The sequence below is a fragment of the Micromonospora sp. NPDC047670 genome, assembly GCF_043204915.1.
Classification (GTDB): domain Bacteria; phylum Actinomycetota; class Actinomycetes; order Mycobacteriales; family Micromonosporaceae; genus Micromonospora.
On sequence record NZ_JBIDDA010000005.1, the window covers coordinates 104,303 to 130,959 of the forward strand.

Below are 26,657 nucleotides of genomic sequence, written 5' to 3' on the forward strand. Positions count from 1 at the left end.
CGCCGGAGCGCACCGGAGGCACCGGCGACGCCCCTGGCACGAGCGCCCTGCTCCGCCCCGAGCCGACCTGCTGGACACCGCGCTAGCTTTGCCCGGTGCACGGGTATCGGATCGGCATCCTCGGACGGATCGAGTTGAGCGTCGACGGGATAGCTGTGCCGCTCGCCCCGCTGGAACGGGCGTTCGTCGCGAGCCTGGCGGCCCACCGTGGACGCATCGTCTCCGTCGACCGCCTGATAGACGGCCTCTGGCCGAATCACCCGCCCGCGAGAGCGCGCAACCGGGTCCAGGCGATCGTCGCCTCGCTCCGGCGCAGTGCGGCGCCGGAGCTGATCCTCACCAGGTCACCCGGCTACCAGTTGAACGCCGCGGTGATCGTGGACGCGACGGAGTTCGCCGCCGACGTGCAGGCCGCCGCGGCCGCCACCGACGCCCGCTGTGCCGTGGAGTTGCTCGACCAGGCGCTGGCGCGCTGGCGCGACGACGCGTTCGTCGACGTCGGCGCGGAGCTGGTCGACTTCGAGCGCGATCGGCTCCGCGAGCTGCGCGAGCACGCGGTCGAGCTTCGCGTCGAGGCATTGCTGTCGCTCGGTCTGCACCAGGAGCTGGTGCCGGAACTGACCACACTGGTGCGTGATCGGCCCCTGCGGGAACGGCTGCGCGGGCAGCTCATGGTGGCCCTGCACCGCAGCGGCCGGCAGGCGGAGGCACTCGCCGTGTACCGGGCCGGGGCCCGGGTGCTCGCGGAGGAGCACGGCATCGACCCGGGGCCGGAGCTGCGGCAGCTGCACCGGGAGATCCTCGGCAGCGAGCAGCAGACGTCCCCGCAGGCGTGGGTGCGGCCCAACCAGCTCCCCGGCGTCACCGGTGACTTCGTCGGGAGGGACAAGGAGCTCGGGCTGCTGCTGTCGTTACTGGGGCGCACCCCGGCAGCCGCCGGGGCTGCCCAGGTCGTCGTCGTGACCGGGCTTTCGGGAACGGGCAAGACCACTCTCGCGCTACGCGCGGCGCACGAGAGCCGCCACCGCTTTCCCGCCGGGTGCCTGTACGCGGACCTGCGCGGCAACACCACGGACCCGACACGGCCCGACACGGTGCTCGGCGCCTTCCTGCGCGCGCTCGGAGTGGCCGGCGAGGCCATTCCGGTGGCCGCGGAGGAACGCGCGGCACTGTACCGATCCGTGCTCGCCGACCAGCCCATGTTGGTGATGTTGGACAGCGCCGCGGACGCGGCGCAGGTGCGCCCGCTGCTGCCGCCCGCTGGCAGCACCGCCCTCATCACCAGCACGGCCACGTTGCCCGGGCTGCCGGGCACCGAGGTCCTCCCGCTCGACGTCCTGCCGGTCGACGACGGCCTGGACCTGCTGGCGGGGCTCGCCGGCGCCGAGCGGATCAGCCGGGAGGCCGCGGCGGCCGCCGACGTCGTGGAGCTGTGCGGTCGTCTGCCGCTGGCGTTGCGCATCGCCGGGGTGCGGCTGGCCGAGCGGGAGGCGATGACGGTGGCGCGGCTGCGCGACCGGCTGCGCGACGAGCAGCGCCGCCTCGACGAGCTGTCGCTCGACGGGCTCGACGTGCGCAGCAGCTTCACCGTCGGGTTCGAGCGGTTGCCACCGCCCGCCGCGCGGCTGCTCGCGGTGCTCAGCCGTACGTCGCTGCGCAGCTTCGGTATGTGGGACGAGACCACCGAGCCGCTGCTGGAACAGCTGTGCCGGGCCCACCTGCTGACCGCGGATTCCGACGGCAGGGCACGCATGCACGACCTGGTCCGGTTGCACGCCCGGGAGCGCACCGACATCGCCGCCGACCAGGTGATCGCCTGGTACGCGCGACTGCACGCGTACGCCGAACGCGCCGACGCGGCGCTGCCCTGCAAGGTCCTGCCGGTGGCGGACGTGGAGTCCGCGATCGACGCCTGGGACGCCGTCGACTGGTTCGAGGCGGAGCGGGAGAGCCTGGTCGCGGCGGTGCGGGACCTGTTGGGGCTGGACGCGGTCGACCTGGCCGGACGGCTGGCCTGCACGATGGGCAACTTCGCGACGATGCGCAGCCAACACCTGCCCGAGTTCGTCGACTGCCTGCGCGGCGTGCTCGACCGGCAGGCCGAGCTGCCGTTACCGACCCGGGTGTCGCTGCGGCTCCACCTGGGCACGGCCTACCGGATGCTGAACCGGCACGCCGAAGCCGTGCCGCTGCTGCGCGCGGCACACCGGGACAGCCGTGGGTCGCTGGTGGCGCACCGGCTCGTGGCACTGCAGGGCTACTCGCTGTGCTGTCGTCAGCTCGGCCGGTTGCGGGAGGCGGACGCCGCGCTGCTGCTGGTGGTGCGGTTGTGCGCCGCGCACTGGCCGGTCGGCCCGGTCGGCGGGCACGTGCTGCTCGCCCTCGGCATGCAGTACGGGCAGTACCAGCTCACGTCCCCGTTCGCCTTCGCCGCCTGCGCCGCGGCCCTGCAGCATTTCGAGGACAGCGGCGACCTGTGGGGCGAGGCGCTCGCGCGGGAGACCATCGGGCTGCTGCACCGGCACGCCGGGCAGTGGCCGCCGGCCCTGGAGCAGCTCCGGCAGGCGGTGGCCGCCGCGCGCCGGCTCGGCGACCGGATGAGCGTGACCACGGCCGAGCAGGCGCTGGCCGCGACGCACCTCGCGGCCGGGAACGGCGAGGCGGCTCGGCTGCTGCTGCAGCGTACGGTGCTGGCGTTCCACGACATGCGCCACGAGTGGGGCGAGGCGATCTCCCGGCGGCTGCTCGGCAAGGCGCACCTCGAGGAGGGCGACGCGGACAGGGCGGTGGTGGAGTTGGAAGGCTCGGTGGCGATGCTGCGCGGCGTCGGGCAACCGTTCCCGCTGGCGAACTCACTGCACCTGCTCGCGCGGGCCCAGGCCACCCTGAGAAGGCACGACCGGGCCGTCGCGCTGGGCGAGGAGGCGCTGCGCATCTTCGAGCACTTCGACGCCGCGTACGTCAACGACCTGCGCGAATCGCTGGCGCGCTGGCGGAGCGCAGCCGGAGCGCAGTAGAAGCGCAGGGCGCGCGCAGCGGCAACCAGCACAGTGATGGCAACCACCCACTAAGGAGGTCTGCCATGACCAAGATCATCAACCGTGTCGGCGACGCCGTGCTCAGCAAGGTGCTCGGCCGGGAGGTGGCCGGCGCCTGCGTGCCGGAGCACGGTCAGTCGTGCTGCGCGGCGTCCAACGGCTACTGCTCGGGCGGTTCGTACTTCCGCTACTACCGGCGGAGCACCTTGTCCTGCACCGGCGTGTGCTCGGTCACGACGTCGTCGCCGATCTGCTACACCAAGAAGGTCGGCGTCTGCTGACCTGGCTCTCCCTCCGGGGGCCGCGCCGGCGGCGCGGCCCCCACCCCCCGCTGATTCGCTGAGGAGTTCCCGTGCCGGGTTTCGCCTACGCCGCCATCGCCGTGATCGGGGCGGTCGCCGTGCTCAACCTTGTCCTGACCCTGGCCCTCGCCCGGCGGCTACGTGCGACGCAGACCGCCACCGCCCACGACGGCGGGGCCGCCCCCGAGGTGCTGCCCGCCCCGGGCCTGGAGGTCACCGGCCTCCCGCACGTCGACCTGACCGCCGGCCGGCGCACGGTGGTCATGCTGACCCCCACCTGTCCGCCGTGTCAGACCCTCCTGGACACCCTCACCGCCGACGCCCGACGCTACCGTCACGACACCTTCGTGTTCATGATCGGCATGGCGGAGGAGACGGCGGCGATGGCGCCCCGCCTGGCCGACTTCGACAAGGCGACCATCAACGAGGACCAGGCCGAGAAGGAGTTCGGGGTCAAGGGTTTCCCCGCCGTGCTGTCGGTCGTCGACGGCGTCGTCGTCAACTCCAGCCACCAGCTTCCGGTCCTGGCCTGAGACGTGGCCACGCTGCGAGCCGCCCTGCGACTGGGCTGCGCAGACCCCAGGGCGCTCGCCGCCACGGTCGCCCTCGTCGTCATCGGCGCGGCGCCCCCGATCGGCGTCGCATGGTTCACGAAGCTGCTGTTCGACGAGGTCGGCAGGGGCCGGTCGGCCGACCCGTCGACCGCCACCTGGTACGCCGTGGCGATCGCCGTCCTGGGCGCACTGGCGGCGATCGCCAGCCGGGTGTCCGGTTACTTCACCACGGCCCTGCAGAACGCGATCACTATCGCCGCCGACGTGCGGCTGTACCGGAAACTGAACACCTTCGTCGGGCTGGGCCCGTTCGAGCAGCCGGCACTGCGCGACCGGCTGGCGCTGGCCCAGCAGGCCGCCACCCAGGCGCCGTACGTGGTCGTCATGTTCGCGGTCGACGTGGCCCAGAACGTCGTCACCATCGGCGGTTTCGCCGCGATCCTGGCGTCCCTCTGGCCGCCGGCCGGCCTGCTCCTGCTCGCCGCGGCCGTGCCCGAGTTCCTCATCCAGCTGCGGCTGTCCCGGCGGGCCGCGCGGGCCGTGGAGGACAGCGCCGGCCTGTTCCGGGCCCGGTTCCTGTTCCAGACCGTGCTGACCGACCTGCGCGCCGTCCGTGAGGTGCGCCTCTACCACCTCGGCCGGTTCTTCCACGACCGGCTCACCAGGGCGGTGCGGGCGGCCTCCCGGATCGAGCTGGCCGCCGCGCGGCACGCCACGGTCGTGCAGGCCTGCTGGGCGCTGGCCGGTGCCGCCGTCACCCTCACGGCGACGGTGATCGCGGTGAACGCCGCGGTCCGCGGCCGGCTCAGCCTCGGCGACCTCACCCTGCTGTTGGCCGCGTTCGCCGCGACACAGAGCGGTCTGGCGGGCATCGCCGGTCAGCTCGGCGAGGCCGGCACCGCCGTGCGGCTGTTCCGGCACTTCGTCGCCGTCCTCGACAGCCCCGCCGACCTGGCCGACGGGACCCTGCCGGCACCGCCGCTGCGCGACGGGATCAGGTTCGAGGGCGTGTGGTTCCGCTACGACGAGGGCGGTCCCTGGATCCTCCAGGGCCTGGACCTCACGATCCCCGCCGGTGAGGCCGTCGGCCTGGTCGGCCTCAACGGAGCCGGCAAGAGCACCCTCGTCAAGCTGCTCTGCCGGTTCTACGACCCCGACCGCGGCCGGATCACCTGGGACGGCGTGGACCTGCGCGAGCTGCGGGTCGAGACGCTGCGCCGGCGGATGGGGGCGGTGTTCCAGGACTTCATGTGCTACGACCTGACCGCGGCGGAGAACGTCGGCATCGGCCGGCTGCCGCACACGGCCGAGCAGGTCGAGGACGCCGCCGCCCGAGCCGAGATCCACGACCGCCTCCGCGCCCTCCCCCACGGGTACGCCACACTGCTCAGCCGCACCTTCGCCGACCAGGACGGCGAGCCCGGGGTGACGCTCTCCGGCGGGCAGTGGCAGCGGGTCGCGCTCGCCAGGTCCCTGATGCGCGCCGACGCCGACCTGCTCATCCTGGACGAGCCCAGCTCCGGGCTCGACGCCGATGCCGAAACCCGCGTGCACGCCTCGCTGGCCCGGATCCGCCACGGCCGCACCGGGCTCCTGATCTCCCACCGGCTCAGCACCCTGCGCGACGCGCAGCGCATCGTCGTACTGGACGCCGGACGCGTCGTCGAATCGGGCGCGCACGACGAACTGATGGCGGCCGACGGTGAGTACGCGCGGCTGTTCCGCCTCCAGGCCGACGGCTACCAACTGGCGGTGTCATGACCGGCTGGCTGCGCCGCCGCTGGCGTCTGGTGGTCGTACGCGGGCACAGCATGGCGCCGACACTGCAGGACGGCGACCGGATCATCGTCCGGGTCGGACGGACACCGGCCCCCGGTGACCTCGTCGTCTTCCGGGCCCGCGACGTCGTCCCGGGCGCGGAGCTGACGTGGATGGTCAAACGCGTACACCGGGTCGAACCCGACGGTGCGGTGACGGTGCGCGGGGACAACGCCCGCAGCCAGGACTCGCGGCACTTCGGGGCGGTGCCCCGCGAGGCGATCCTCGGCGTGACCACAGGGAGGCGATGACACATGTACGTCGAGATCGGGTGCCGGGTGCTGCTCGGCACGGTCCTGCTGGCGGCGGCGGTCGGCAAGGTCTCCGGGCGGGCCGCCTACCGCGAGTTCACGCAGTCGGTGCGCGACATGGGCTACCGGCCGGCCGGCCCACTGGCCGCGGCCGTGGTCGCCGGCGAGTTCACCGCCGTCGCCCTGCTTGCGGTGTTCCCGCTGGCCGGCTTCCTCTCCTCGGCCGCCCTGCTGCTCGCCTTCACCGTCGCCATCGCCGGCAACCTGCGGCGGGGCGGCGCCACCTGCCGCTGTTTCGGCCGCACGGCCGCGCCCCTGGGCCGGCACCACGTGTGGCGCAACGCGTTCCTCATCGGCTGCGCGATCGTCGGCGCGCTCGCACCGGCCGGCCCGGTGCGCCCGGGCGAAGCGATCCTGGCCGTCGTCGGCGCGCTGATCGTCGGTGTGCTGGTCGTCATGCTGGACGACCTGCGCTACCTGTTGGGCGCACCCAACCGGACGTGACCTCCGAGCCGGTGGGATCGGCCGTCCACGGCGTTGCGCTCGTGCCTCCCGTCGACCGCACAGGACGCGCGCTCATGCGCCACGCGACGGAGCGCCCGCCGTCGGATCCGGCGCCCACCGGGGACCTACCGAGCGTGCCGAGCAGAGGCCACGCGAGGCTCAGGGCACGATCGCGTACAGCCGGTCGGTCGGGTCGACCACGGCGTTGAGTCGCGCCCCGACCTCCAGGCCCGGGTGCTCCTTGCACCGCGAGGCGGATGCGAACGGTTCGAATCCGGGCCCGCTGATCAGCAGGCTCAGCTCGATCCCGCTCTCCTCGCCGAGCGAGGTGGGCCGCACGGCTGTGATCTCGGCGGTTGCGGGGACCCCGACCGCCTCCAGTCGACGCTGGTCCCGTCGGGCACGGTCATCCAGCCGCGCCTCGCGCAGGGCCAGCATGACACACGAGCCGGTGACCCCGACCCCGGCGACGGCCATGATCCACCGGTTGACGGTGGGCTCGCTGGTGGCGAGGAAGGCGGCGGCGTAGACCATGAACGGGCCGATCAGCAGCAGCGGGAACCCCAGGGCCCGCGACACCAGCCGCCCGACTCCGCTGGGGGGCGGGTTCGCCTGGCGCGGCCCGTGGTCGGTGTCGGAGCCGATGAGCGCGGTTCGGCCAGGCACGTGTCCTCGTGGCACCGTCGGCATGCGTCACCCTAACGGGAAATCGAGCCCGGCTGCCGCACCACACCGCGCCGTAACGGCGGCACCGCGGTTGTCCACCGCGTCAGCGTTCACGATCGCTTTCGGCGCCGGCGACCCGTGCCTGGGCGCAGGCCGGCACGGCGGGAGAGCAGCCCTGCCCCGCCCGCTGTTGAGCCTCTCCCCTGCGCGGGCCCGCCGTCAGACGCTGCCATAGGCGGTGGCGCCCGGACGGTCGCGCAGGGGCCAGTAGTTCTCGGTGAACAGGCGGGCCACCAGCTCGCCCCGGCTGGAGACCTGGGTCTTCTCGAAGATCGTCTTGACGTGGTCGCGGACCGTGTGCGCGGAGATGAACAGCGCGGCGGCGATGTCGGTGGTGGCCAGGCCGCGCGCGATGTGCTGGGTGATCTCCAGTTCGCGGGGCGTGAGGCCGTATGCCTCGGCGATGATCGGCGCCATGTCGGAGGCGGGGGCCGGCTCGATGATGAGCGCCGTCGGGCCGGGAAGGCCGTCCGGGCCGCTGAGGCACGAGGCGTGGCAGGCGAGCCAGCCACCGTCGCGGGTACGGATCCGCACCCGCGCGGTCCGCCCGTCGCGCTCGGAGGCGAGCGCCCGCGCCTGGACGGCCGTCACGACGACGCTGATCGGGAGGCGGAGACCGAGGGCTGACGGCTCGGACGGCCCGTCCGGCAGCAGCGCGAGGTAGTGCCGGGCCTCCTGGTTGATCGAGGTGGCCGTGCCCTCGGGGGTGAAGAGGATCATGCCGGGCGCGGACGCCCCGGCGAGCGCCGGCACGGCGGACGGGCGGGCGAAGGAGCGCAGCCGCGCGCCGAGTGACGCGGACAGGCCGGCCACCAGGTCGATCTCGGCCGGACCGAATGGTTCACGTCCGATGCTCCGGAACAGGCTGACGACGCCCCACGGCTTGCCGCCCGCGCGCAGCACCGCCCGCAGCTCGTCGATCAGGCCCTGGCCGCGGAGCCGCCGGTACTGCGCGCTGCGCCCGGGCAGGTCGCCGGTGTTGTACCGCAGCGCGCCGGCCGCGGTGGCCGAGCGGGCCAGTTCGCGGAAGGGGATGACGGTCTCCTCCAGCAGCTCGCACTCCCAGTACGCGTAACACCGCGAGCCGCCGTCGAGGTTCTGCACCCACATGGGCGCGGTCACCAGCCCGGTCTCCGGGTCGGTGGCCGACCACACCGCCGCGTCGAAGACGACGCGCTCGCGGAGCCGGGCGGAGACCCGGGTGAAGAGGTCAAGTGGGTCAGCCGCCGTGGCGATCGGGTCGGGGCGCGCCATCCGGTCTCCTCTTCGGAACTGTCGATCACGCCAGCATGCCGCACGCGGAGCCGTCTCCCCACCCCGCGTTTGGGGGGATCGCCCCAGCCCGACACCCCGCTCGTGCGGGATGGGACGCACGGCCCGCGGCGGCGAGGGTGGTGACGAGACGCCCATGGACTTCTGGAGGACGGCAATGGAGATCGGAATCATCGGCGCGGGAGCGTCCACGGTCGGGCTGCTGGACGCGCTGGCCAGGCTCGCGACGGGGCCCGGCGCGGTCACCGTGTTCGAGCCGTCGCCGCACCGGTGGCGCGGGCGCGCCTTCGGGCCCGATCTGGAGTCGGTGTTGGTCAACGTTCCCCCAATGATCATGTCTGCCCGGCACGGCGATCCCGCGCACTACGGCCGGTGGCTCGCCGATCGGGGTGCCTCCCACCTCGATCGACGGCTGGGACATCCGATCGCTCCGCGCGGGGTGTACGGCGACTACCTGGAGCAGACCGCCGAGTCCGCACTGGGCCGCCTGCGCGAGCTCGGGTGGCGGACCGACGTGGTGGACGAGCGCGTGGTCGGGATCCTCCCGGCGGACCGGTCCGCCCTGATCACCGGCACTGGACGACGTCACCTGGTCGACGTCGCGGTGCTGGCCGTGGGAAGCGGCGGCCCGCAGGACCACTACGGGTTGGGTGGCAGCCCCGGATACGTCCGCGACCCGTACCCGCTGGCATCCACCCTCGCCGGCATCGCGCCCGAGCGGGACGTCGCCGTCGTCGGCAGCGGCCTGACGGCGGTCGACATCGTCGTGTCGCTGGCAGCGCGCGGCCACACGGGCCGGATCAGTCTGCTGTCGCGCGGCGGGGTGCTGCCGGCCGTCTGGCAGCGACCGGCGAAGGTCACGCTGGACGAGCTGACCGCCGACCGGCTGACGGCCCTCGCCCGGGAGCATGGGGAACTCACCCTCGACCACCTGCGGTCGCTGCTGGGCGCCGAGCTGGGCAACGACATGGACGAACTCGCCGAGGAGGTGCGGGCGACGAGCTCGGAGGATCCGGTCGAGCGGTTGCGGCGGCAGCTCTCGCTGATCGACTCGCCCGGCATGGGTCGCCGCGTCCTCCAGCAGGCCGTGCACACCCTCGGGCCGTACGCCTGGCGGCTGCTGCGCGAGGCCGACCGGGACGTGCTGCGGGAGCAGCACTCCCGCACCATCGCGAGCCTCAGCTCCCCGATGGTGCCCGGCAACGCCGCCACCATGCTGGAGCTCCTGGACGCGCGGCAACTGGCCGTGATCCGCGGGGTGCGGAAGATCGAGGCCGGGAACGACGGCTTCCGGATCTGCACCGACGATGGTGTCCGCGGCGCCGACGTCGTCATCAACGCCGTCAACCCGCCGCCGCACTCGATCCCCGAGAGCGCCGGCGCGCTGGTCACATCGATGCTCGCGGCCGGAGCGGCCGAGTTCCACCCGGACGGCGGGCTGAACGTCGAGCCCGCGACCGGGCGGTTGATGGTGTCCGGGCGGTCAGATCCTCGGCTGTACGTCGTGGGCGACCTCGCCGGGGGCGGGCTGTTCATCACCACCAGCATCCCGGGCCTGGCCGGTCGCGCCGAGGCGACCGCGCGGGCGATTCTCGCGCTCTGACGGCCGCACCGGCACAGCGGGCGCGACAACGGCGAGGCTGCCGCCGGGCACCGCGCCTGAGACCGTTCACGCTCGCCGTCACCTCGGGAACGACGAGGCCGGCCGGTGCCGGCCCGGGACCGCCGACAGGTGGGGCCCGGGCCGGCACCGGCCGCCGTGGTCCTCAGGAGGTCAGTTCGGCATCGGATGCGCCCGGCACCTGACCCCGAACCCCGCACGCGGCGCGGCCGGCCTTGAGGCAGGCCGCCGTGTCGACGACGCGGCGGGCCTGGTAGCGCGCCGCCAGCAGGGCCACCTCACCGGGCGGGCCGTCGCCGACGACGTGCGAGGTGCCGTAGGGGTTGCCTGACTGGAACTGAACGGGGTCGGTGTAGCCGGGGGGCACGATAATGCCACCCCAGTGGTAGAACGTGTTCGCCAGCGCCAGGAGGGTGGACTCCTGCCCGCCGTGGGCGGTGTTGGAGGCGGTGAAGGCCGAGTACACCTTGTCCGCGAGCTTTCCATGGAACCACAGGGGGCTGGTGGTGTCGAGGAACGCCCTGAGCTGGCTGGCCGGGTTGCCGAAGCGGGTGGGGGCGCCGAACAGCACCGCGTCGGCCCACTCCAGGTCGTCGTGGCTGGCCTCAACCACGCCAGCGGTGTCCTTCAGGTGTCGGTCCCACTCCGGCCTGGCGCTGACCGCCTCCAGTGCGGCCGTCTCGGCGACCTTGCGCAGTCGCACGTTGGCGCCGGCCTTCTCCGCGCCCTCGACGGCGGCTCGGGCCAGGGTATGTACGGTGCCGGTGGCGCTGTAGTAGATGACCGCGACGTTCACGGGTTCCATGCTCGGGCTCCTTCCTGTGCGGGTCCGACCGGTACGACGAGGCAGCCCGGCGAGATGTGAGGCGACGTCCCGGCCTCACATCTCGCCGCGACGGCTCGTCGTAGGGGGTGAGGCAGATCGTCGGAGGAAGCCGGTGACACCATGACCAACCCATCCGAGCCGGGACACGGCCAGCCCGATCCGGGCCTGAGCGCGATCATGAGTGAGCGGCGTCAGCTCACCAACCTCGCGTACCGGCTGCTGGGCTCCCTGGCCGATGCCGAGGATGTCGTACAGGAGACCTACGCCCGCTGGTACACCATGTCGCCGCGGCAGCAGGAAGCCATCGACTCCCCCGGCGCCTGGCTGACGACCGTCGCCAGCCGGATCTGCCTCGACCTGCTCGGCTCGGCGCGGGCCAGGCGGGAGCGGTACGTGGGCGAATGGATCCCGGAGCCGCTGCCCGACCGTACGGAGTGGATCGGTGGGCGGCCGGGCGCCGGCAGCGAGGACCCGGCCGACCGGGTCACCCTCGACGAGTCGGTCAACATGGCCTTCCTCGTCGTGCTGGAGTCGATGACCCCGGCCGAACGTGTCGCGTTCGTCCTGCACGATGTCTTCCGCTACCCCTTCGCCGAAGTGGCCGAGATCGTCGGCCGGAGCCCGGCGGCATGCCGCCAGCTGGCCTCTTCGGCCCGCCGGCGCATTCGCGCCGCGCGACCCGGCCCGGTCCTGGCAGCCCCGCGCGCCGACGTCGTCAGGGCCTTCAAGCAGGCATGGGAGGCCAGGGACATCGACGCCCTCATCGGTCTGCTGGCCCCCGATGCCACGGCGACCGGCGACGGCGGCGGACTCGTCACGGCCGCGCTTTACCCGATCGAAGGCGCCGAGCAGGTCGCACGCTTCTTCGCCGAGCGACCCGCCGCGGCACCCGGCGTGACGCTCGAGGAGCGCACGGTCAACGGTCAGCCGGGTCTCGTGGCTCAGCTGGACGGCGTCACCGTGTCGGTGATGGCGTTCGACGTCTCGGGCGGCCGGATCAATCACATCTGGGCGGTACTCAACCCCGACAAGCTCCGCTCCTGGCCGACGGGCTGACAGCCGCGCCATGCGCGGGTGCTTGGTCCCGCGGCGGCGTCGGTCGTGCCCCGCCGGTCCCACTCCGCGCCTGCCGATGGTTGTCCGCGCCCGTGCGGTCAACTCCGAGCCCGCTGCTGTCATGTTGCTGTCGAGATGAAGGCAAAGGAGAGTCGGCGTGGGCGACTGTGGGCGGCACCCGTTGCGGCTCCGTCCGTGGCATGATCCTTGACCGTGCGCCCCACGCGTGTCCTGCTGATGGTGTCCACCGCGGCCGGTGCGCTGTCGGTCGTGACGGCACTGACCTCCGCCGAGCGGGCCGCCATGCAGTATGGTCTCGCCGCATCGGCGGCGCTGATCGGGTACGTGCTGCTCGCCGGTCCGGCCTTGCCGCGCGTACGGCCGGCGCTGGCTGCCGGCATCGCGCTGTTCGCGGCGCCCATGACCGTGGAACTCTGGTGGTTCCCCGAGCGGCCAGCCGATGTCCGCTGGTTCACCCCCTTCTACGCGCCGCTGGGCGGTGGTCTCCCGCCGACAGGCCAGGTCCAGATCCCCGCGACGCTGCTTGACCAGTGGCGGCTTCTGATCGACCAGGAGCGGCTCCGCGCCTTCGCACTGCTGCTCGGGGTGCTCTGTCTCGCGGTGGCGGTGGTCGTGCTGCCGGTTCGCCAGCGGCCGAAGGCCACCAGGTTGGCCGGGGTCGTCGCCGTGCTGCTGCTCGCCGTGGTCGGTGCCAACGCCTGGTCCCGGATTGACGACGCCCCGCCGCTCGGCCTGCTCGAAGCCGTGTGGCCGGCGCTGCTGGCCACCCTGCTGGCGGCGGGGGTGGTGGCGCTGTCGGGTGCGCGCGCCGACCGGGCGGCGCTCGTGCCGCTCGGGGCGCTGCTGGTCGCGGTGACGGTGGCCGTCACCGCCGACGACCTCGCCAGCAGCTGGTTCACCTGGTGGACGTTCTCGAACAGGAGTGACCATTCCACGCAGTCGGGCACCGTCGTCACCTCGGCGGTCGGCACAGTGGCCAGCTCGACGGCTGGCTCGGCGGACGTCTCGGCGGCGGTGCGGGCCGCCGTGGCGCTCGCCGGGCCGGCGCTGCTCACGGTCGGCGCCCTGGCAGCGTCCCGCGAGGCCGCGACGGCGTAGGCGTTTCCTGCCATTCGTGGGCGGGCGGCGGAGTCCCGCGCTGTCGCACTGCCGGCCGGGTCGCCCGAGCGGGGCTCACAGCACCTCGCGCAGCACCTCGTCGTACGTGACCGCGGCCGCCGCCTGAACGTCGCGCCCGGCCTGGGTGATCTGCGTGTAGACGCCCCGCCGATCCGTGTCGCACAGGTAGCGCTCGAGCAGGCCGGCGCTCTCCAGCCGGGCGACCAGCCGGCTGGTGGTGCTCTGCGGCAGGCCGACGAGTTCGGCGGCCCGTTGCATCCGCAGGCAGCCACTGTCGCTGCGGGCCACGACGGCGAGGATCTCGTACTCGGGCGGGGTCAGTTCGTGACCGGCGCGCAACGCCTGCTCCAGCCGCCGGCTCACGGTCGCGTGGAGGCGATTCAGCTCCTGCCAGCGGGTTGCCCGCGCCCCGGCCGCTGTCGTCAGCGTCATGGCGCCTCCCTTCTTGACCAGACTACATCCACTCGGATAGTTTCTCACGGATACATTCATCTGGATAGACATGGGGATACAGCGATGCGGTTTCTCTTCCTCCTGGGCAGCTCGCGCCACGGCGGCAACACCGAGCTGTTGGCCCGGCGCGCGGCCGACGCGCTCCCGGCCGACGCCGAACAGCGTTGGCTCCGTCTGGACGAGCACCCGCTCTCCCCGTTCGCCGACATCCGGCACGCCGGCGGCGACGGCCGCTACCCCCAGCCCACCGGCAACGAGGCGCTGCTGCTCACCGAGACGCTCGCCGCCACCGACCTGGTCATCGCCTCCCCGCTGTACTGGTACAACGTCAGCGCCGCCACGAAGCTCTACCTCGACCACTGGGCCGGCTGGCTCCGGATCCCCCGCACCGACTTCCGGGCGAACATGCGTGGTCGGACGATGTGGGCGGTCAGCGCGATCAGCGACGAGGATCCGGCGAAGGCGGACCCTCTGGTGGCGAGCCTGCGCCTGAGTGCCGAGTACCTGGGCATGCGCTGGGGCGGCGCACTGCTCGGCTACGCCAACCGCCCGGGCGACATCCTGCGCGACGCCACCGCACTCCGAGCCGCCGACACCTTCTTCGGCCAGCCCGCGCTCGGGGACGGACCTGCGCACGAGCCGATGCCCGTCGCGTCACTCGGCGACTAGGACGCGGGCTGTGGCGGTCAGCGGCTGAGTCAGCAGCTCGGACAGTAGGTCGCCGGCGGCGTCGACGATCTCGCGCTCGCCGGTGACCAGCAGGTCCAGGATCAACCCCCGGGCGGCGGCCAGGCCCAACCTGGCCCGCCGCCGCGCTTCGGCCGGATCGAGACCCCGCTGCACCAGCAGTTCGGCGAGCGGCTCGGCCCAGGCCGCGACGACCGCGTCCCGGAAGGAGTCCGTCCACCGGCGCCGGTAGAGGGCGTGCGAGTAGATCTCGAAGAACAGCCGGGTGGCCGGCGCCAGCGCCGGATCGCTGACCCGGCGCCAGAACTGCCGGCCCACCTCGGCCAGGTCACCGTCGGACGAGACAAGGTCGGCCAGCGCTGCCCGCTGGATCGCCTCGACCCGCTCCACGACGGCGACGAGCAACTGCTCACGGGTGCCGAAGTGGTAGATGAGCATGCGGTGGCTGGTGCCGACACCCGCGGCGATCTCTCGAACGCTGAGGTCACTGAAGCCGGTCTCCTGCAGGTATGCCAGGCACCGGTCGAGGAGGGCCTCGCGGGCGGCGCTCATTCCTCGCTGGCCGCCTTGAGACCGGCGGCCTCGAGCGCCAGGAACCGGCGGGTCTTGCCGCCCATCAGCACGTTGAGCAGTCCCGCGAGCGGGCCGGTCTGGTCCACGCCGATGGTGATCTGAGTCGTGCCGTCCGGGTTGGTGGCCAGCCGGTGATAGCCGGACGTGTGCACGCCGAGGGAGCGGGTCTCCCAGGTGAATGATTCGCCCGCCCGTACCGCGCTGACCCGCCAGACCAGGGTGGGCATGCCCGGCTGCCTGATCCGGAACCGGTGCCCGAGCGTCAGGTCGCCGCCGTCGAGCGGCCGCACGTCCTGGATGGACCTGGTCCACCGGGGCCAGGTGGTCACCGCGGCCAACGCCTCCCAGGCACGCGCCTGCGTCGCCGCCGCCGTGATCGTCTGCTCATATCGCATGTACCAGATGGTACGAACGGTCGGTCGAGCCGCCACCGGCCTCGCTCACCGGGTCGGTCGACAGTGGTCGCCGGCCCCGGTCGCCCCGCGCGGCGTCCGCCGGTTGGCGGTGCTCGTCGCCGCCTGCTCGACCGTGAAGGCGACCGCTGTTCTCCAGATCACCCGGGCATTGACCTCAAGCATGGTTCAGGTTCCAAGATCTAGGTCATGAACCGAGTTGCTGACTTCGAGTCCGAGATCGCCGCCATTACGCAGGTCGTCGCCACCGTCGAACACGCCCAGCGCAACGAACTGGTCGAGGAGTTCGTCTCGCTGTTCCGCGAGGACGCCATCTGGACGACCGGGGCCGGCAAGCTCCTCATCGGGCGGGACGCGATCGCCGCCTTCACCCGGCAGGTGCTACCCGGCGCGATGAAGGGTCTCGTTCCTTCGTACGAGGTCGTACACGTGCTCTTCATCCGGCCGGACGTGGCCGCGGTCAAGGTCCGCCAGCGGTACTTCTCGCCCACGGGCGAGCTGCTGACCGCGCAGGGCGAGGGCACTCCGATGTACGTCATGTCCAAGGAGGACGGTCGGTGGCTGCTGACCGCCAACCAGAACACGGGCGTAGCGGCCAACGGCTGAGCCCTCAGGGCGTCTCCCAGCCGTGCTCGCCGTACCCGCATCGCCGAGGACGGTGCGGCCGCCGGCGCCGTCCGGGCCGGCCCGCTGGCGGACAAACTCCACCACCTCCTGTCCGCCGGCCGCCGCACGACGCTACGGCCGACGCACCCAGCGGCGCCGCGACCTCGATGACGCCCTGCCCGAGCGGCGGGTGGCCGCACACTGCCGCCCGAGCGGTGGCTCGTCGCGCGGCGGCCCCGACCGTTGGCTCACGCTCGGGGCCGACCGTGATCTTCACCCAGATCGGGCACGTCGCAGAGTCCGGGCCGTAGTGGGCCGCTGACGAGGGTTCGGGTCAGCTTGGGGCGAGGAGGCAGAACTCGTTGCCTTCCGGGTCTGCGAGGACGGTCCACGGGATATCGTCCTGGCCCAGGTCGATGACGGTCGCGCCGAGAGTCTGCAGTCTCGCCGCCTCGGCCTCCGGGTCGTCACCCGGGTACGGGCGGACGTCGAGGTGGACGCGGTTCCACACGGTCTTGACGTCGGGTGTGCGGACGAACTGCAGATATGGTCCGACGCCCTTGGCGGAGCGCAGTACGGCCTTGTGGTCGGTCACCTCGTGCAGGACCCAGTCCATGGCACTGCCCCAGAAGCGGGCCATGGCTCGCGGATCCACGCAGTCGACCACAACCGCGGCGATCGGTCCGGTGTCCCGGTAGAGCGGCCGGGGGTCCAGCACGCAGAACTCGTTGCCCTCCGGGTCGGCCATGACCGTCCACGGGACGTCGCCCTGGCCCACGTCGGCAGGTGTGGCGCCGAGATCCTTCAGGCGCGCGACGACCTCCGCCTGGTGGGCCACCGAGGTGGTGGCGAGGTCGACGTGCACGCGGTTCTTCACCGTCTTGGGTTCCGGGGAGACGATGAGGTCGACGCAGACAGCGACGGGGTTGGGGTAGACGAAGCCCTCGGGTTCGAGGTTGGTAACGCCGGGTCCCTCGCTGGAGATTCCCCAACCGAGCGCCTCCGCCCAGAAACCGCCCAGCGCGGAGTCGTCCCGAGCCTTCATGTTGATCTGCACAAGCCGCGTTGCCATGGCGACGATCCTAGGGCCCGCCGAAGATCAGCATCTGGCGAGGTCTCCGGTAGGTCGTGCAGCGACCAGCTGTGACCCGGGGCCTGAACCTGGGGCCCGATTCCGAAAGTTGAACCAGCCCGGGGCCCGGAGCACAGCCGCGATCCCGCCGGCTCGCCCACACCCGTTGGCCGCGGTGCCCGACGCGGGCGAGGAACCGAATGGCCGGCGAGCCCCGGTCGATCGCTGGTGGATCGACCGGGGCTCGCCGTTCAGGGCCGGGTCAGACCAGATCGAACCGGTCGAGTTCCATGACCTTGGTCCAGGCTGCGACGAAGTCCGCCACGAACTTCTCGCGCGCGTCCTGGCTGGCGTAGACCTCCGCGAGGGCCCGCAGCTGGGAGTTGGAGCCGAAGATGAGGTCGACCGCGGTGGCGGTCCACTTCACCTCGTCGGTGGCCAGGTCCCGGATCTCGTACACGTGCTCTTCGGACTCCGACGCCTTCCACCGGGTGCCCGGGGAGAGCAGGTTGGTGAAGAAGTCGTTCGTGAGCACGCCGGGCCGGTCGGTGAGGACGCCGTGCCGCGCGCCGCCGACGTTGGCCCCGAGCGAGCGCAGGCCGCCGACGAGGACGGTCATCTCGGGCGCCGTCAGGTTGAGCATGTAGGCACGGTCGACGAGCAGCACCTCCGGCTGGGTCTTCTCGCCCGGACGCAGGTAGTTGCGGAACCCGTCGGCGCGCGGCTCGAGGACCCGGAACGACTCGACGTCGGTCTGCTCCTGCGTGGCGTCGGTGCGGCCCGGCCGGAACGGCACGGTCACCTCGACGCCGGCGTCGCGCGCCGCCTTCTCGACGGCGGCCGAGCCTGCCAGCACGATCAGGTCCGCGAGCGAGATCTTCGCGCCGCCGGCGGAGTTGAACTCCCGCCGGATGCCCTCGAGGGTCTCCAGGACCGTCGCGAGCTGCTCGGGCTGGTTGACCTCCCAGCTGCGCTGCGGCTCCAGACGGATCCGCGCGCCGTTGGCGCCGCCGCGCTTGTCGGTGGACCGGTAGCTGGCGGCCGAGGCCCAGGCGGTGGAGACCAGCTGGGCGGTCGTGAGGCCGGACTCCAGGACCTTCGCCTTGAGGGCGGCGACGTCGGCGTCACCCACGAGCTCGTGGTCGACGGCGGGCACCGGGTCCTGCCACAGCTGGGGCTCCGGGACCCACGGCCCGAGGAAGCGGCTCACCGGCCCCATGTCGCGGTGCAGCAGCTTGTACCAGGCCTTGGCGAACGCCAGCGCGAACTCGTCGGGGTTCTCCAGGAAACGACGCGAGATCTTCTCGTACGCCGGGTCGACGCGCAGCGCAAGGTCGGTCGTGAGCATTGTCGGCTTGTGCTTCTTCGACGGGTCGTGGGCGTCCGGAATGATCGCCTCGGCGTCCTTGGCGACCCACTGCTTGGCCCCACCGGGGCTCGTGGTGAGTTCCCACTCGTAGCCGAAGAGGATCTCGAAGAACCGGTTGCTCCACTGCGTCGGCCGGTCGGTCCACGTCACCTCGAGGCCGCTGGTGATCGTGTCCGGGCCCTTACCGGTGCCGTAGGTGCTCAACCAGCCCAGACCCTGCGCCTCCAGCGGGGCGGCCTCGGGCTCGGGACCCACGTGGTCGTCGGCGACGCCGGCGCCGTGGGTCTTGCCGAAGGTGTGGCCACCGGCGATGAGGGCGACGGTCTCCTCGTCGTTCATCGCCATCCGGGCGAAGGTCTCGCGGATGAAGTGCGCCGCCGCGGCCGGGTCCGCGTTGCCGCGCGGGCCCTCCGGGTTGACGTAGATGAGACCCATCTCGGTCGCCCCGACGTCGGCCGCCATCTCCTTCTCGGAGACGTAGCGCTCGTCGCCGAGCCAGGTGTCCTCCGGACCCCAGAAGATCTCCTCCGGCTCCCAGACGTCCTCCCGGCCGAAGCCGAAGCCGAAGGTCTTGAAGCCCATCGACTCCAGGGCGACGTTGCCGGCGAGCACGAGCAGGTCGGCCCACGAGATCTTCTGGCCGTACTTCTGCTTGACCGGCCACAGCAGACGGCGGGCCTTGTCGAGGTTGGCGTTGTCCGGCCAGCTGTTGAGCGGAGCGAACCGCTGACCGCCGTCGCCGGCGCCGCCGCGACCGTCGTGGATGCGGTAGGTGCCCGCGGCGTGCCAGCTCATCCGGATCATCAGGCCGCCGTAGTGGCCGAAGTCGGCCGGCCACCAGTCCTGCGACGTCGTGAGGACCTTGACGATGTCCTGCTTGAGGGCCTCGACGTCGAGCTTGGCGAACTCCTTGGCGTAGCTGAAGCCCTTCCCCAGCGGGTTGGCCTTGGACGAGTGGGCGTGCAGCACCGACAGGTCGAGCTGGTTGGGCCACCAGTCGCGGTTGGTACGCGGACGACCTCCGGTCTTCGGCGTCGGCGAGTCGATCGCCGGGTTCTCGCTCTCGCTGCCGTGCGCGGTCACCGAGTCGTGCGCGATCGGGCAGCCGGCCGCCGCCTTCTTGTCCACGCCCTGGGCGCTGGAGGGGGCGTTGTCCTGGATGTCGCTCATCTACTTCCTTCCGAACTGGCGGATCACTGGGAGGTGCGTTCGGTCGCACAGTCGGGGCAGGTGCCCCAGTAGACGACCTCCGCCTCGTCGACCGTGAAGCCGTGGTCGTCGGAGGCGGTGAGACAGGGAGCATGGCCGACGGCGCAGTCGACGTCGGCGATCGCGCCGCAGGAGCGGCACACGACATGGTGGTGGTTGTCCCCCACCCGGGACTCGTAGCGGGCGGTCGCACCGGCAGGCTGGATGCGCCGCACCAGTCCGGCGTCGGTGAGCGCGCGCAGCACGTCGTACACCGCCTGGTGGGAGACCGTGGGCTGCTCCGCCCGCACCAGCGCGATCACCGTGTCGGTGTCGACGTGCGGATGGTCGCGCAGCGCTGCGAGCACCGCCACCCGGGGTCGGGTCACCCGCAACGAGACCGCCCGCAGCTGGGCCTCGAAGTCGGACGTCATGCGACGAACATAGTCCACTCTTTTGGAATGAATCAAGTTTTGCCACGACTCCACCCGCACTTTTTCGAGGCAGACCGGTCGGCGGCGTGCATACCGGACACGGTGCCGCCGCAGCTCGCGCTCGCCCGCGGTGTCGATCTCGACGCCGGCCGCCGCGATCACCCCGACGCGGGCGCAGGGCAGCGGCTCGGGCCACGACCGGCCGCCGCGGGCTGCGATCATGGCCCGGACCAACCGCCTCCGAAGCCGTTACCCGGCTCGCCCGCACCACGGCGGAGCCAACGGCCCAGGCTCCTCTCGGGGAATTTTGTGGAATTCACCCGGCCGAGAGCGGCCGCGTGGAGGAGCTGACGTCCGGCGAGGCTGCCCAGGAGTCGAGCAGCCGGAGGTTCTCTTCGGAGGCGGTGCCGGGCTCGGCGGTGTAGATGGCGAGGGTGAGCCCCGGCTCGGCGGTCATCGCGAGGGTCTCGAACGCGAGCGTGAGGTCGCCCACGACGGGGTGGTGGAAGCGTTTGGTGCCGGTGCCGTGGCGGCGGACGTTGTGGGCGCCCCACCGGGTACGGAAGGCGTCGCTGCGGGTCGACAGCTCCCCGACGAGGTCGTGGAGGTCCTTGTCGCGGGGGTCACGGCCGGCCTCGGTGCGCAGGACGTCGACGGTGACGTCGGCCGTCAGCTCCCAGTCGAGGTAGAAGCGGCGGGCGGCGGGATCGAGGAACTGGTAGCGGGCCAGGTTGGGCGGCTGCGGGTCGCCGGTGGCGTAGATGTCGCTGAAGAAGGCGCGGGCGAGCCGGTTGGCCGCGAGCACGTCCAGGCGTCCGTTGCTGACGTATGCGGGCCCGGCGGTGATCGCGTCCAGGGTCCACTGCAGGCTGCGATGCAGCGGCGTCTGCCTGCCCGGGCGCTGGCGTGGCCGGGTGAGCGCGTCCGAGCCTTCGGCGGCCTGGGCCAGGTGGAGCAGGTGGGCCCGTTCGGCGTCGTCCAACTGCAGGGCGCGGGCGACGGCTTCGAGGATGCCGGGAGAGACGCCGGCGAGGTTGCCGCGTTCGAGTTTGCCGTAGTACTCGACGCTGACGTCGGCGAGCGCGGCGACCTCGCTGCGGCGTAGCCCTTTCACGCGGCGCCGGGTGCCGGCCGGCAACCCGGCCCGCTCCGGGGTGATCTTGGCTCGCCGCGAGATGAGAAAGTCGCGGACCTGGTCACGGTTGTCCACGCTTTCGACCCTACGGGGCGTGGGCCGCGGTAGGGATGCACTGCCGGTACATGCTTCACCAGGGACTCCCTGCCGGGGCGAAACGGGGGTTACCTGGATGACGCGACGCTGTCGCTCCGGCGGTATGGCCGGAAGCGTCCCCGATCTGCTCGGTATCGGCCCGAGTGTCCGCCCCTCGGCGATCTCGGGCGTGGTCCCCCGCCTCGGACCGAGCGCGTCGGTTTCACACACGCGAACGACTGCCTCAACCCCGACAAGGAGAACATCATGCGTGGCGTTGTCATGCACGCCCCCGGCGACGTCCGGGTGGAGGACCGCCCGGATCCGCGGATCGAGCAGCCCACCGACGCGGTCATCCGCGTGTCGGCGACCTGCGTGTGCGGCTCGGACCTGTGGCCGTACCGCGGGGTCGAGAAGCTAGCGGGCCCGACGCCGATGGGCCACGAGTACGTCGGCATCGTCGAAGAGGTCGGCGGCGACGTCACCGGCGTCAAGCCGGGCCAGTTCGTGGTCGGCTCGTTCTGGGCATCCGACAACACCTGCGAAATCTGCCGAGACGGCTACCAGTCCGCCTGTCTGCACCGGGTGCCGATGGGCATGTTCGGCTCGCAGGCGCAGTACCTGCGGGTGCCGCTGGCCGACGGCACCCTGGTCGCCACGCCCGAGGTGCCGCCCGCCGACCTGATCCCCGGCTATCTGGCCGCCTCCGACGTGCTGGGCACCGGCTGGTTCGCCGCGGTCGCCGCCGAGGTCGGCCCCGGCAAGACCGTCGCGGTCGTCGGCGACGGCGCGGTCGGCCTGCTCGCCGTCCTGGCCGCCAAGCAACTGGGCGCGGAGCGCATCATCGCGATGAGCCGGCACGAGTCCCGGCAGAAGCTGGCGCGGGAGTTCGGCGCGACGGACATCGTCACCGAACGCGGCGACGCGGGCGTGGCGAGGATCAAGGACATGACCGGCGGGCTCGGCGCGCACTCGGTGGTTGAGGCGGTGGGCACGCAGGAGTCGATGATGCAGGCCATCCACTGCGCCCGCCCCAACGGGCACATCGGTTTCGTCGGCGTCACCCACGACGTGACCCTGCCCGGCATGGAGATGTTCTGGTCGCTGGTGCACCTGCACGGCGGCCCCGCACCGGTACGCCGGTTCCTGCCGGACCTGATGCGCCTGATCGGCGACGGCACGATCAACCCGGGCAGGGTCTTCGACCTCGACCTGCCCCTCGAGGAGGCCGCCGAGGGCTACGGAGCCATGGACAGCCGCCGCGCCATCAAGACCCTGCTGCGCCCGTGACGGCCGCACCGGTTGCTCGCCAGCGCGGCGGGCAACCGGTGCCCCGCCGAGACGACTGCCGCTTTCGTTCGATCAGGCGTCACTTTTGCTCGATGGAGCGAAAGTTCTGGACCGATAAATCGAAGTAGTTTAATGTCTTGGTGCATCACCCCCGCGTTCCAGGTGGCGCACATCGTCGGCGTCGATCGCCCCTGGCACGGGGTCGACGGCTGCCGCCTCCCCCAACGCACTCCCGCGGCCGGCCGTCCCCACCCCTACTGCCTCCCGGGAGGAACGATGGGCACACGGCTGCCGCGCCGATTCCGCAGTCCTGTCCTAGGTTCGATCGCACTCGTCCTCGCCGCCACCGGCCTGTCGGCCACGCCGGTCGCGGCGGCCCCCGCTCAGGAACCGGGCGTCACCCTGCGCGTGTACGACGTACAGGTACCGCTCGACGAGCTCTGCACCCTCAAGCCCGGTCAGACACCGAACGTCGACAAGCTGATGTCCACGGTCAACTGGACCTCGACGGCGGACTTCGGGTTCGACGACCACTTCGTGACGGAGGTGCTCGGCAACATCAACGTCACCCAGGCCGGCGCGTACGCGTTCCGGCTGACCAGCGACGACGGATCGAAACTCACCATCGGCACCTCCGTGGTCATCGACCACGACGGCCTGCACGGGCCGACACCGAAGGAGGGGACGGTGACCCTCTCGGCGGGCATGCACGCGCTGCGCATCGACCACTTCGATCGCACCGGCGGGCAGCAGGTCACGCTGGAGTGGAAGACCCCGGGGTCCTCGTCGTTCGTCGTGGTGCCCAACTCGGCCCTGAGCACCGACGCGGGCGTGGTCCGGGTCACCGCCCCCGGCCGCAAGGAGTGCGAGGGGGTCTTCGACTCACCCGGCGACGGCCTGCCGCTGACCGGCGTGCATCCCGGCTACACGTTGACCAACCTGCGGCCCAACGGGTTCCAGCCCAAGGTCACCGGCATGGACTGGCTCGCCGACGGCCGGCTGGTCATCTCCACGTGGGGCGGCAACGACCAGTCCGGCACGTCGCAGGACGGCGAGGTGTACATCCTCGACAACACCGGTGGCTCGACCGGCCCCGGCAACGTCACCACCAAGAAGATCGGCGACAACCTCAAGGAGCCGATGGGCCTGAAGGTCGTCGACGGGGTCGTCTACGTGTCGGAGAAGCAGCGGCTGACCCGGCTCGTCGACACCAACGGCGACGAGGTCGCCGACCAGTACCAGACGGTCGCCACCTGGCCCTACGGAGGAAACTTCCACGAGTTCGCGTTCGGCCTGCTCTACCAGGCGCCGTACTTCTACCTGAACCTGTCGGTGTCCATCAACTACGGCGGCGCGACCACCAACCCGCAGCCGGCGCCGAACCGGGGCACCACGGTCAAGGTCCACAAGGACACCGGCGCGCTCTCCTACGTCGCCGGGGGCCTACGGACGCCGCACGGCATCGGCTGGGGTCCCGAGGGGGGCATCTTCGTCACCGACAACCAGGGCGGCTGGCTGCCCTCCTCGAAGCTGCTGCACATCAAGCAGGACCGGTTCTTCAACCACTACATGAACCCGGCCGGCCCGTTCGACGGCAACCCGGTCACCCCGCCCGTGCTCTGGATGCCGCAGAACGAGATCGCCAACTCCCCCAGCACTCCGCTGCGGTTGCCCAGCGGCACCTTCGCCGGGCAACTGGTGATCGGTGACGTGACCTACGGCGGGCTCCAGCGGGCCTACCTGGAGAAGGTCAACGGCGAATACCAGGGCGCGCTGTTCCGGATGACCCAGGGCCTGGAGGCCGGCGTCTCGGAGGTCAACCTCGGCCCGGACGGAGCCATCTACGTCGGCGGGCTCGGCGCCGGCGGGAACTGGGGCCAGGAGGGCAAGCTGTCGTACGGCCTGCAGAAGCTGACTCCCAACGGCACCAGCACCTTCGACATGCTCGAAATGCGCGCCACCGCAGGCGGCTTCCAGATCGAATACACGCAGCCGCTGTCCACCGAGACCGCGGCGGAGCTCGCCTCGCGCTACCAGATCAAGCAGTGGCGCTACCAGCCCACCGCCAGCTACGGCGGCCCGAAGCTCGACGAGGCGGCGTTGCAGGTCTCCGCGGCGACCCTGTCGGCCGACCGCAGGACAGTCACCCTCACCGTTGCGGGCCGCAAGGCCGGGCACGTCGTGTACCTCCGCTCGCCGCGCCCGTTCACCTCGTCCACCGGCCAGCCGTTGTGGAGCACCGAGGCCTGGTACACCCTCAACGCCATCCCCGGCAGCACCCCGCCGCCGGTCGACGGTCCCAACCTGGCGCTGAACCGGCCGGCCACCGCCGACAGCTCCTGCGGGGCCACCGAGGGCCCGGAGAAGGCCGTCAACGGCAGCGTCTCCGGCGGCAACGGCGACAAGTGGTGCTCGAAGGGCACCACGAAGTACCTCCAGGTGGACCTCGGCGCCAGCCGGGAGGTGACCCGGTTCGTCCTCAGGCACGCCGGCGCGGGAGGGGAGGACCCCGCCTGGAACACGAAGGACTTCACCATCGCCACCAGCACCGACGGCACGACCTGGAGCACCCGGGCGACGGCCACCGGCAACACCGCCAGCACCACCACCCACCAGGTGGCAACGGTCGCCGCCCGCTACGTCCGCCTCAACGTCACCGCCCCGACCAGCACCACCGATCCGGCGGCCCGCATCTACGAATTCGAGGTGTACGGACCCGGTGGCGGCACCGTCACCGGCATCGGCGGTAAGTGCCTCGACGTCAGCAACGCGGGCACCGCCGACGGGACGAAGATCCAGCTCTGGACGTGCAACGGCACCAACGCCCAGCAGTGGACCCGGGTCGGCGACACCTTCCGGGCCCTCGGCAAGTGCCTGGACGTGTCGAACGGCGGCAACGCCAACGGCACCAAGGTGCAGCTGTACACCTGCAACGGCAGCGGCGCCCAGGTGTGGCAGCCGCAGGCGAACGGCTCGATCCTCAACCCCCAGTCGGGCAAGGTGCTCGAAGCCGCGGGCGGCTCCGCCGCCGACGGCACGCAGATCCAGATCTGGACGTACGCGGGCGGCGCACACCAGCACTGGGTGATCGGCGCAGGCGGCAACCGCATCCCACTCGTCGACGGCGACGACCCGGACGCCTGACCGCAGCGCCTCCGGGGCCGCCCGCACCTCTCCGGTCCGGGCGGCCCCGCCCCTTCGCCGTACGAGGTCGACGGCACGGCGAAGTCCGGGTCCCGGGCCGGCTGTCTGCCGCAGTCCTGGCCCGGGCCCCGGACGGCTAGCGGGGTGAGTAACGGGCGTGGAGCAGGAGGGCCGTGGCGAGCAGCCCGCCCCCGACGAGACCGGTGGGGCTGAGACGGTCGCCGAGGATCCAGGTCGCCAGGACCGTTCCGACAAGTGGTTCCAGCAACGCCATCAGTGCTGCCGTGCCGGCCGAGGTGGTACGCAGCCCCCGGAAGTACAGGGTGTAGGCCAGGGCGGTCGGCGCGGTGCCCAGGAGAAGCAGCAGCCCGACGGAGGTCCAGCCCGGGCTGAAGCTCACACCCGACGTCACGGTGGCGAGCGGGGCGAGCGTGGCGGCGCCGATGGTGAAGCCGAGCCCGGTCGCCGCGAGGTCGTCGAGGCCGGGCACGGGGCGGGCGCTGACGAAGGTCATGGCGGCGAAGCAGCCCGCCGAGAGCAACGCCAGCGCGGCTCCGGCAAGTACGCCCGAGGCGCTGTGACCGCTGGGCGGTACGCCGACGAGCAGGGCCAGACCGGTGGCGGCCAGTGCCACCGTCGAGAGGACAGACAGACTGATCCGTCGCCGGCCGGTGATCCACTCGGCGACCAGGACCAGGACGGGTGACGCGCCGATGGTGAGCAGGGTGGCGACGCTCACCGTGCTGAGCGACACCGCGGCGAAGAAGCAGGTCTGGAAGACCGCGGCGAGGATGCCGATCGCGGTGATCCGGATCCAGGCGGCCCGGCCGCGCGGCAGCGCCCGCCGGGTCAGCACGAGCGGGACGGCGATGAGGGTGCCGCCGATGGCAAGCCGGTACGCGGCCACCGCCAGCGGCGACAACCCCGTTTCGAGGGCGAGCAGACTGCCGGAGGGACCACCGGTGCCCCACAGCACGCCTGCGGACACGAGCAACCACAGGCCGGTGGCGGAGCGTCGAGCGGCGACCACCGGGTATTCGGAGACAAGCATGAAGGAATCGCTCCTGCGACGAGATGGAATGAGTCGCGGAAGCGGGACGTGCCCTCGAC

General features: G+C 71.9%; 25 protein-coding genes. 13 read left to right on the top strand and 12 right to left on the bottom strand.

Translation table 11 applies throughout. The features are described from left to right. The first annotated feature begins 95 nt into the window (after window positions 1-95). From ACGF7U_RS14225 to ACGF7U_RS14250, 6 genes are all read left to right on the top strand, one after another. A complete protein-coding gene (locus tag ACGF7U_RS14225) occupies window positions 96-3,017 on the top strand; it encodes a BTAD domain-containing putative transcriptional regulator (RefSeq protein ID WP_393106432.1) in 2,922 nt (973 codons plus the stop codon). A gap of 65 nt (window positions 3,018-3,082) precedes the next feature. Further along, on the top strand, window positions 3,083-3,319 hold the full coding sequence (locus ACGF7U_RS14230) for a hypothetical protein (protein ID WP_393106434.1): 237 nt from the start codon (window positions 3,083-3,085) through the stop codon (window positions 3,317-3,319). A gap of 71 nt (window positions 3,320-3,390) precedes the next feature. Continuing rightward, on the top strand, window positions 3,391-3,873 hold the full coding sequence (locus ACGF7U_RS14235; RefSeq protein ID WP_393106436.1) for a hypothetical protein: 483 nt from the start codon (window positions 3,391-3,393) through the stop codon (window positions 3,871-3,873). Window positions 3,874-3,876: 3 nt separating this feature from the next. Continuing rightward, window positions 3,877-5,655 (top strand): ABC transporter ATP-binding protein, encoded by a 1,779-nt coding sequence (locus ACGF7U_RS14240; protein ID WP_393106438.1) that lies wholly within the window; start codon window positions 3,877-3,879, stop codon window positions 5,653-5,655. Further along, window positions 5,652-5,963 (top strand): S24/S26 family peptidase, encoded by a 312-nt coding sequence (locus ACGF7U_RS14245; RefSeq protein ID WP_393106440.1) that lies wholly within the window; start codon window positions 5,652-5,654, stop codon window positions 5,961-5,963. The genes ACGF7U_RS14240 and ACGF7U_RS14245 overlap by 4 nt, the downstream gene beginning before the upstream one ends. Before the next feature lie 3 nt (window positions 5,964-5,966). Continuing rightward, window positions 5,967-6,467: a MauE/DoxX family redox-associated membrane protein gene (locus ACGF7U_RS14250; RefSeq protein WP_393106442.1), complete on the top strand. Its 501-nt coding sequence runs from the start codon at window positions 5,967-5,969 to the stop codon at window positions 6,465-6,467. A 159-nt stretch (window positions 6,468-6,626) separates the two neighbouring features. Here ACGF7U_RS14250 and ACGF7U_RS14255 read toward each other — a convergent pair whose 3' ends face one another. Then, complete coding sequence (locus tag ACGF7U_RS14255) at window positions 6,627-7,133, bottom strand: hypothetical protein (RefSeq protein ID WP_393106444.1); 507 nt, start codon at window positions 7,131-7,133, stop codon at window positions 6,627-6,629. A 219-nt stretch (window positions 7,134-7,352) separates the two neighbouring features. After that, window positions 7,353-8,447 (bottom strand): response regulator transcription factor, encoded by a 1,095-nt coding sequence (locus ACGF7U_RS14260; RefSeq protein WP_393106446.1) that lies wholly within the window; start codon window positions 8,445-8,447, stop codon window positions 7,353-7,355. Between the two features lie 175 nt (window positions 8,448-8,622). On the opposite strand from ACGF7U_RS14260, the gene ACGF7U_RS14265 reads away from it, so the two are divergent. Next, window positions 8,623-10,068 carry an FAD/NAD(P)-binding protein gene (locus tag ACGF7U_RS14265; protein WP_393106448.1) on the top strand — a complete coding sequence of 482 codons (1,446 nt, stop codon included), beginning with the start codon at window positions 8,623-8,625 and terminating at the stop codon, window positions 10,066-10,068. 163 nt (window positions 10,069-10,231) lie between these two features. On the opposite strand, the gene wrbA is transcribed toward ACGF7U_RS14265, so the two are convergent. After that, complete coding sequence (gene wrbA, locus ACGF7U_RS14270; RefSeq protein WP_393106450.1) at window positions 10,232-10,891, bottom strand: NAD(P)H:quinone oxidoreductase; 660 nt, start codon at window positions 10,889-10,891, stop codon at window positions 10,232-10,234. Window positions 10,892-11,032: 141 nt separating this feature from the next. Between wrbA and sigJ the strand changes: the two genes are divergently transcribed. After that, window positions 11,033-11,968 carry an RNA polymerase sigma factor SigJ gene (sigJ, locus tag ACGF7U_RS14275; protein ID WP_393106452.1) on the top strand — a complete coding sequence of 312 codons (936 nt, stop codon included), beginning with the start codon at window positions 11,033-11,035 and terminating at the stop codon, window positions 11,966-11,968. A 213-nt stretch (window positions 11,969-12,181) separates the two neighbouring features. Then, on the top strand, window positions 12,182-13,087 hold the full coding sequence (locus tag ACGF7U_RS14280; protein ID WP_393106454.1) for a hypothetical protein: 906 nt from the start codon (window positions 12,182-12,184) through the stop codon (window positions 13,085-13,087). A gap of 75 nt (window positions 13,088-13,162) precedes the next feature. On the opposite strand, the gene ACGF7U_RS14285 is transcribed toward ACGF7U_RS14280, so the two are convergent. Continuing rightward, complete coding sequence (locus ACGF7U_RS14285; RefSeq protein ID WP_393106456.1) at window positions 13,163-13,540, bottom strand: MarR family winged helix-turn-helix transcriptional regulator; 378 nt, start codon at window positions 13,538-13,540, stop codon at window positions 13,163-13,165. A gap of 84 nt (window positions 13,541-13,624) precedes the next feature. Here ACGF7U_RS14285 and ACGF7U_RS14290 point away from each other — a divergent pair, with 84 nt between their 5' ends. Continuing rightward, on the top strand, window positions 13,625-14,230 hold the full coding sequence (locus ACGF7U_RS14290; protein ID WP_393106458.1) for a flavodoxin family protein: 606 nt from the start codon (window positions 13,625-13,627) through the stop codon (window positions 14,228-14,230). Here ACGF7U_RS14290 and ACGF7U_RS14295 read toward each other — a convergent pair. The 3 genes from ACGF7U_RS14295 to ACGF7U_RS14305 are packed head-to-tail and all read right to left on the bottom strand — an operon-like array spanning window position 14,216 to window position 15,399. Next, complete coding sequence (locus ACGF7U_RS14295) at window positions 14,216-14,800, bottom strand: TetR/AcrR family transcriptional regulator (RefSeq protein ID WP_393106460.1); 585 nt, start codon at window positions 14,798-14,800, stop codon at window positions 14,216-14,218. The genes ACGF7U_RS14290 and ACGF7U_RS14295 overlap by 15 nt on opposite strands. Continuing rightward, entirely contained in the window at window positions 14,797-15,216 is a 420-nt protein-coding gene (locus ACGF7U_RS14300; RefSeq protein WP_393106462.1) for an SRPBCC family protein, read from the bottom strand. Before ACGF7U_RS14300 ends, ACGF7U_RS14295 begins: the two co-directional genes overlap by 4 nt. A 45-nt stretch (window positions 15,217-15,261) precedes the next feature. Next, window positions 15,262-15,399 (bottom strand): hypothetical protein, encoded by a 138-nt coding sequence (locus ACGF7U_RS14305; protein ID WP_393106464.1) that lies wholly within the window; start codon window positions 15,397-15,399, stop codon window positions 15,262-15,264. A gap of 24 nt (window positions 15,400-15,423) precedes the next feature. Here ACGF7U_RS14305 and ACGF7U_RS14310 point away from each other — a divergent pair, with 24 nt between their 5' ends. Beyond that, complete coding sequence (locus tag ACGF7U_RS14310) at window positions 15,424-15,840, top strand: SgcJ/EcaC family oxidoreductase (protein ID WP_393106466.1); 417 nt, start codon at window positions 15,424-15,426, stop codon at window positions 15,838-15,840. Between the two features lie 334 nt (window positions 15,841-16,174). On the opposite strand, the gene ACGF7U_RS14315 is transcribed toward ACGF7U_RS14310, so the two are convergent. The 4 genes from ACGF7U_RS14315 to ACGF7U_RS14330 all read right to left on the bottom strand — a co-directional run bounded on the left by ACGF7U_RS14315 (window position 16,175) and on the right by ACGF7U_RS14330 (window position 21,113). Continuing rightward, window positions 16,175-16,912, bottom strand: a complete 738-nt coding sequence (locus ACGF7U_RS14315; protein ID WP_393106468.1) for a VOC family protein — start codon at window positions 16,910-16,912, stop codon at window positions 16,175-16,177. 262 nt (window positions 16,913-17,174) lie between these two features. Continuing rightward, window positions 17,175-19,451, bottom strand: a complete 2,277-nt coding sequence (katG, locus tag ACGF7U_RS14320) for a catalase/peroxidase HPI (RefSeq protein WP_393106470.1) — start codon at window positions 19,449-19,451, stop codon at window positions 17,175-17,177. A gap of 23 nt (window positions 19,452-19,474) precedes the next feature. Then, window positions 19,475-19,903 (bottom strand): Fur family transcriptional regulator, encoded by a 429-nt coding sequence (locus tag ACGF7U_RS14325; protein WP_393106472.1) that lies wholly within the window; start codon window positions 19,901-19,903, stop codon window positions 19,475-19,477. A gap of 316 nt (window positions 19,904-20,219) precedes the next feature. Then, window positions 20,220-21,113, bottom strand: coding sequence for a helix-turn-helix transcriptional regulator (locus ACGF7U_RS14330; protein ID WP_393106474.1), 894 nt, complete (start codon window positions 21,111-21,113; stop codon window positions 20,220-20,222). A 267-nt stretch (window positions 21,114-21,380) separates the two neighbouring features. Here ACGF7U_RS14330 and ACGF7U_RS14335 point away from each other — a divergent pair, with 267 nt between their 5' ends. Both ACGF7U_RS14335 and ACGF7U_RS14340 read left to right on the top strand, forming a co-directional pair. After that, window positions 21,381-22,403 carry a zinc-dependent alcohol dehydrogenase family protein gene (locus ACGF7U_RS14335; protein ID WP_393106476.1) on the top strand — a complete coding sequence of 341 codons (1,023 nt, stop codon included), beginning with the start codon at window positions 21,381-21,383 and terminating at the stop codon, window positions 22,401-22,403. A gap of 276 nt (window positions 22,404-22,679) precedes the next feature. Beyond that, window positions 22,680-25,547: a ricin-type beta-trefoil lectin domain protein gene (locus tag ACGF7U_RS14340; protein WP_393106478.1), complete on the top strand. Its 2,868-nt coding sequence runs from the start codon at window positions 22,680-22,682 to the stop codon at window positions 25,545-25,547. A 136-nt stretch (window positions 25,548-25,683) separates the two neighbouring features. Here ACGF7U_RS14340 and ACGF7U_RS14345 read toward each other — a convergent pair whose 3' ends face one another. After that, complete coding sequence (locus ACGF7U_RS14345) at window positions 25,684-26,598, bottom strand: DMT family transporter (RefSeq protein ID WP_393106480.1); 915 nt, start codon at window positions 26,596-26,598, stop codon at window positions 25,684-25,686. Window positions 26,599-26,657: the final 59 nt, after the last annotated feature.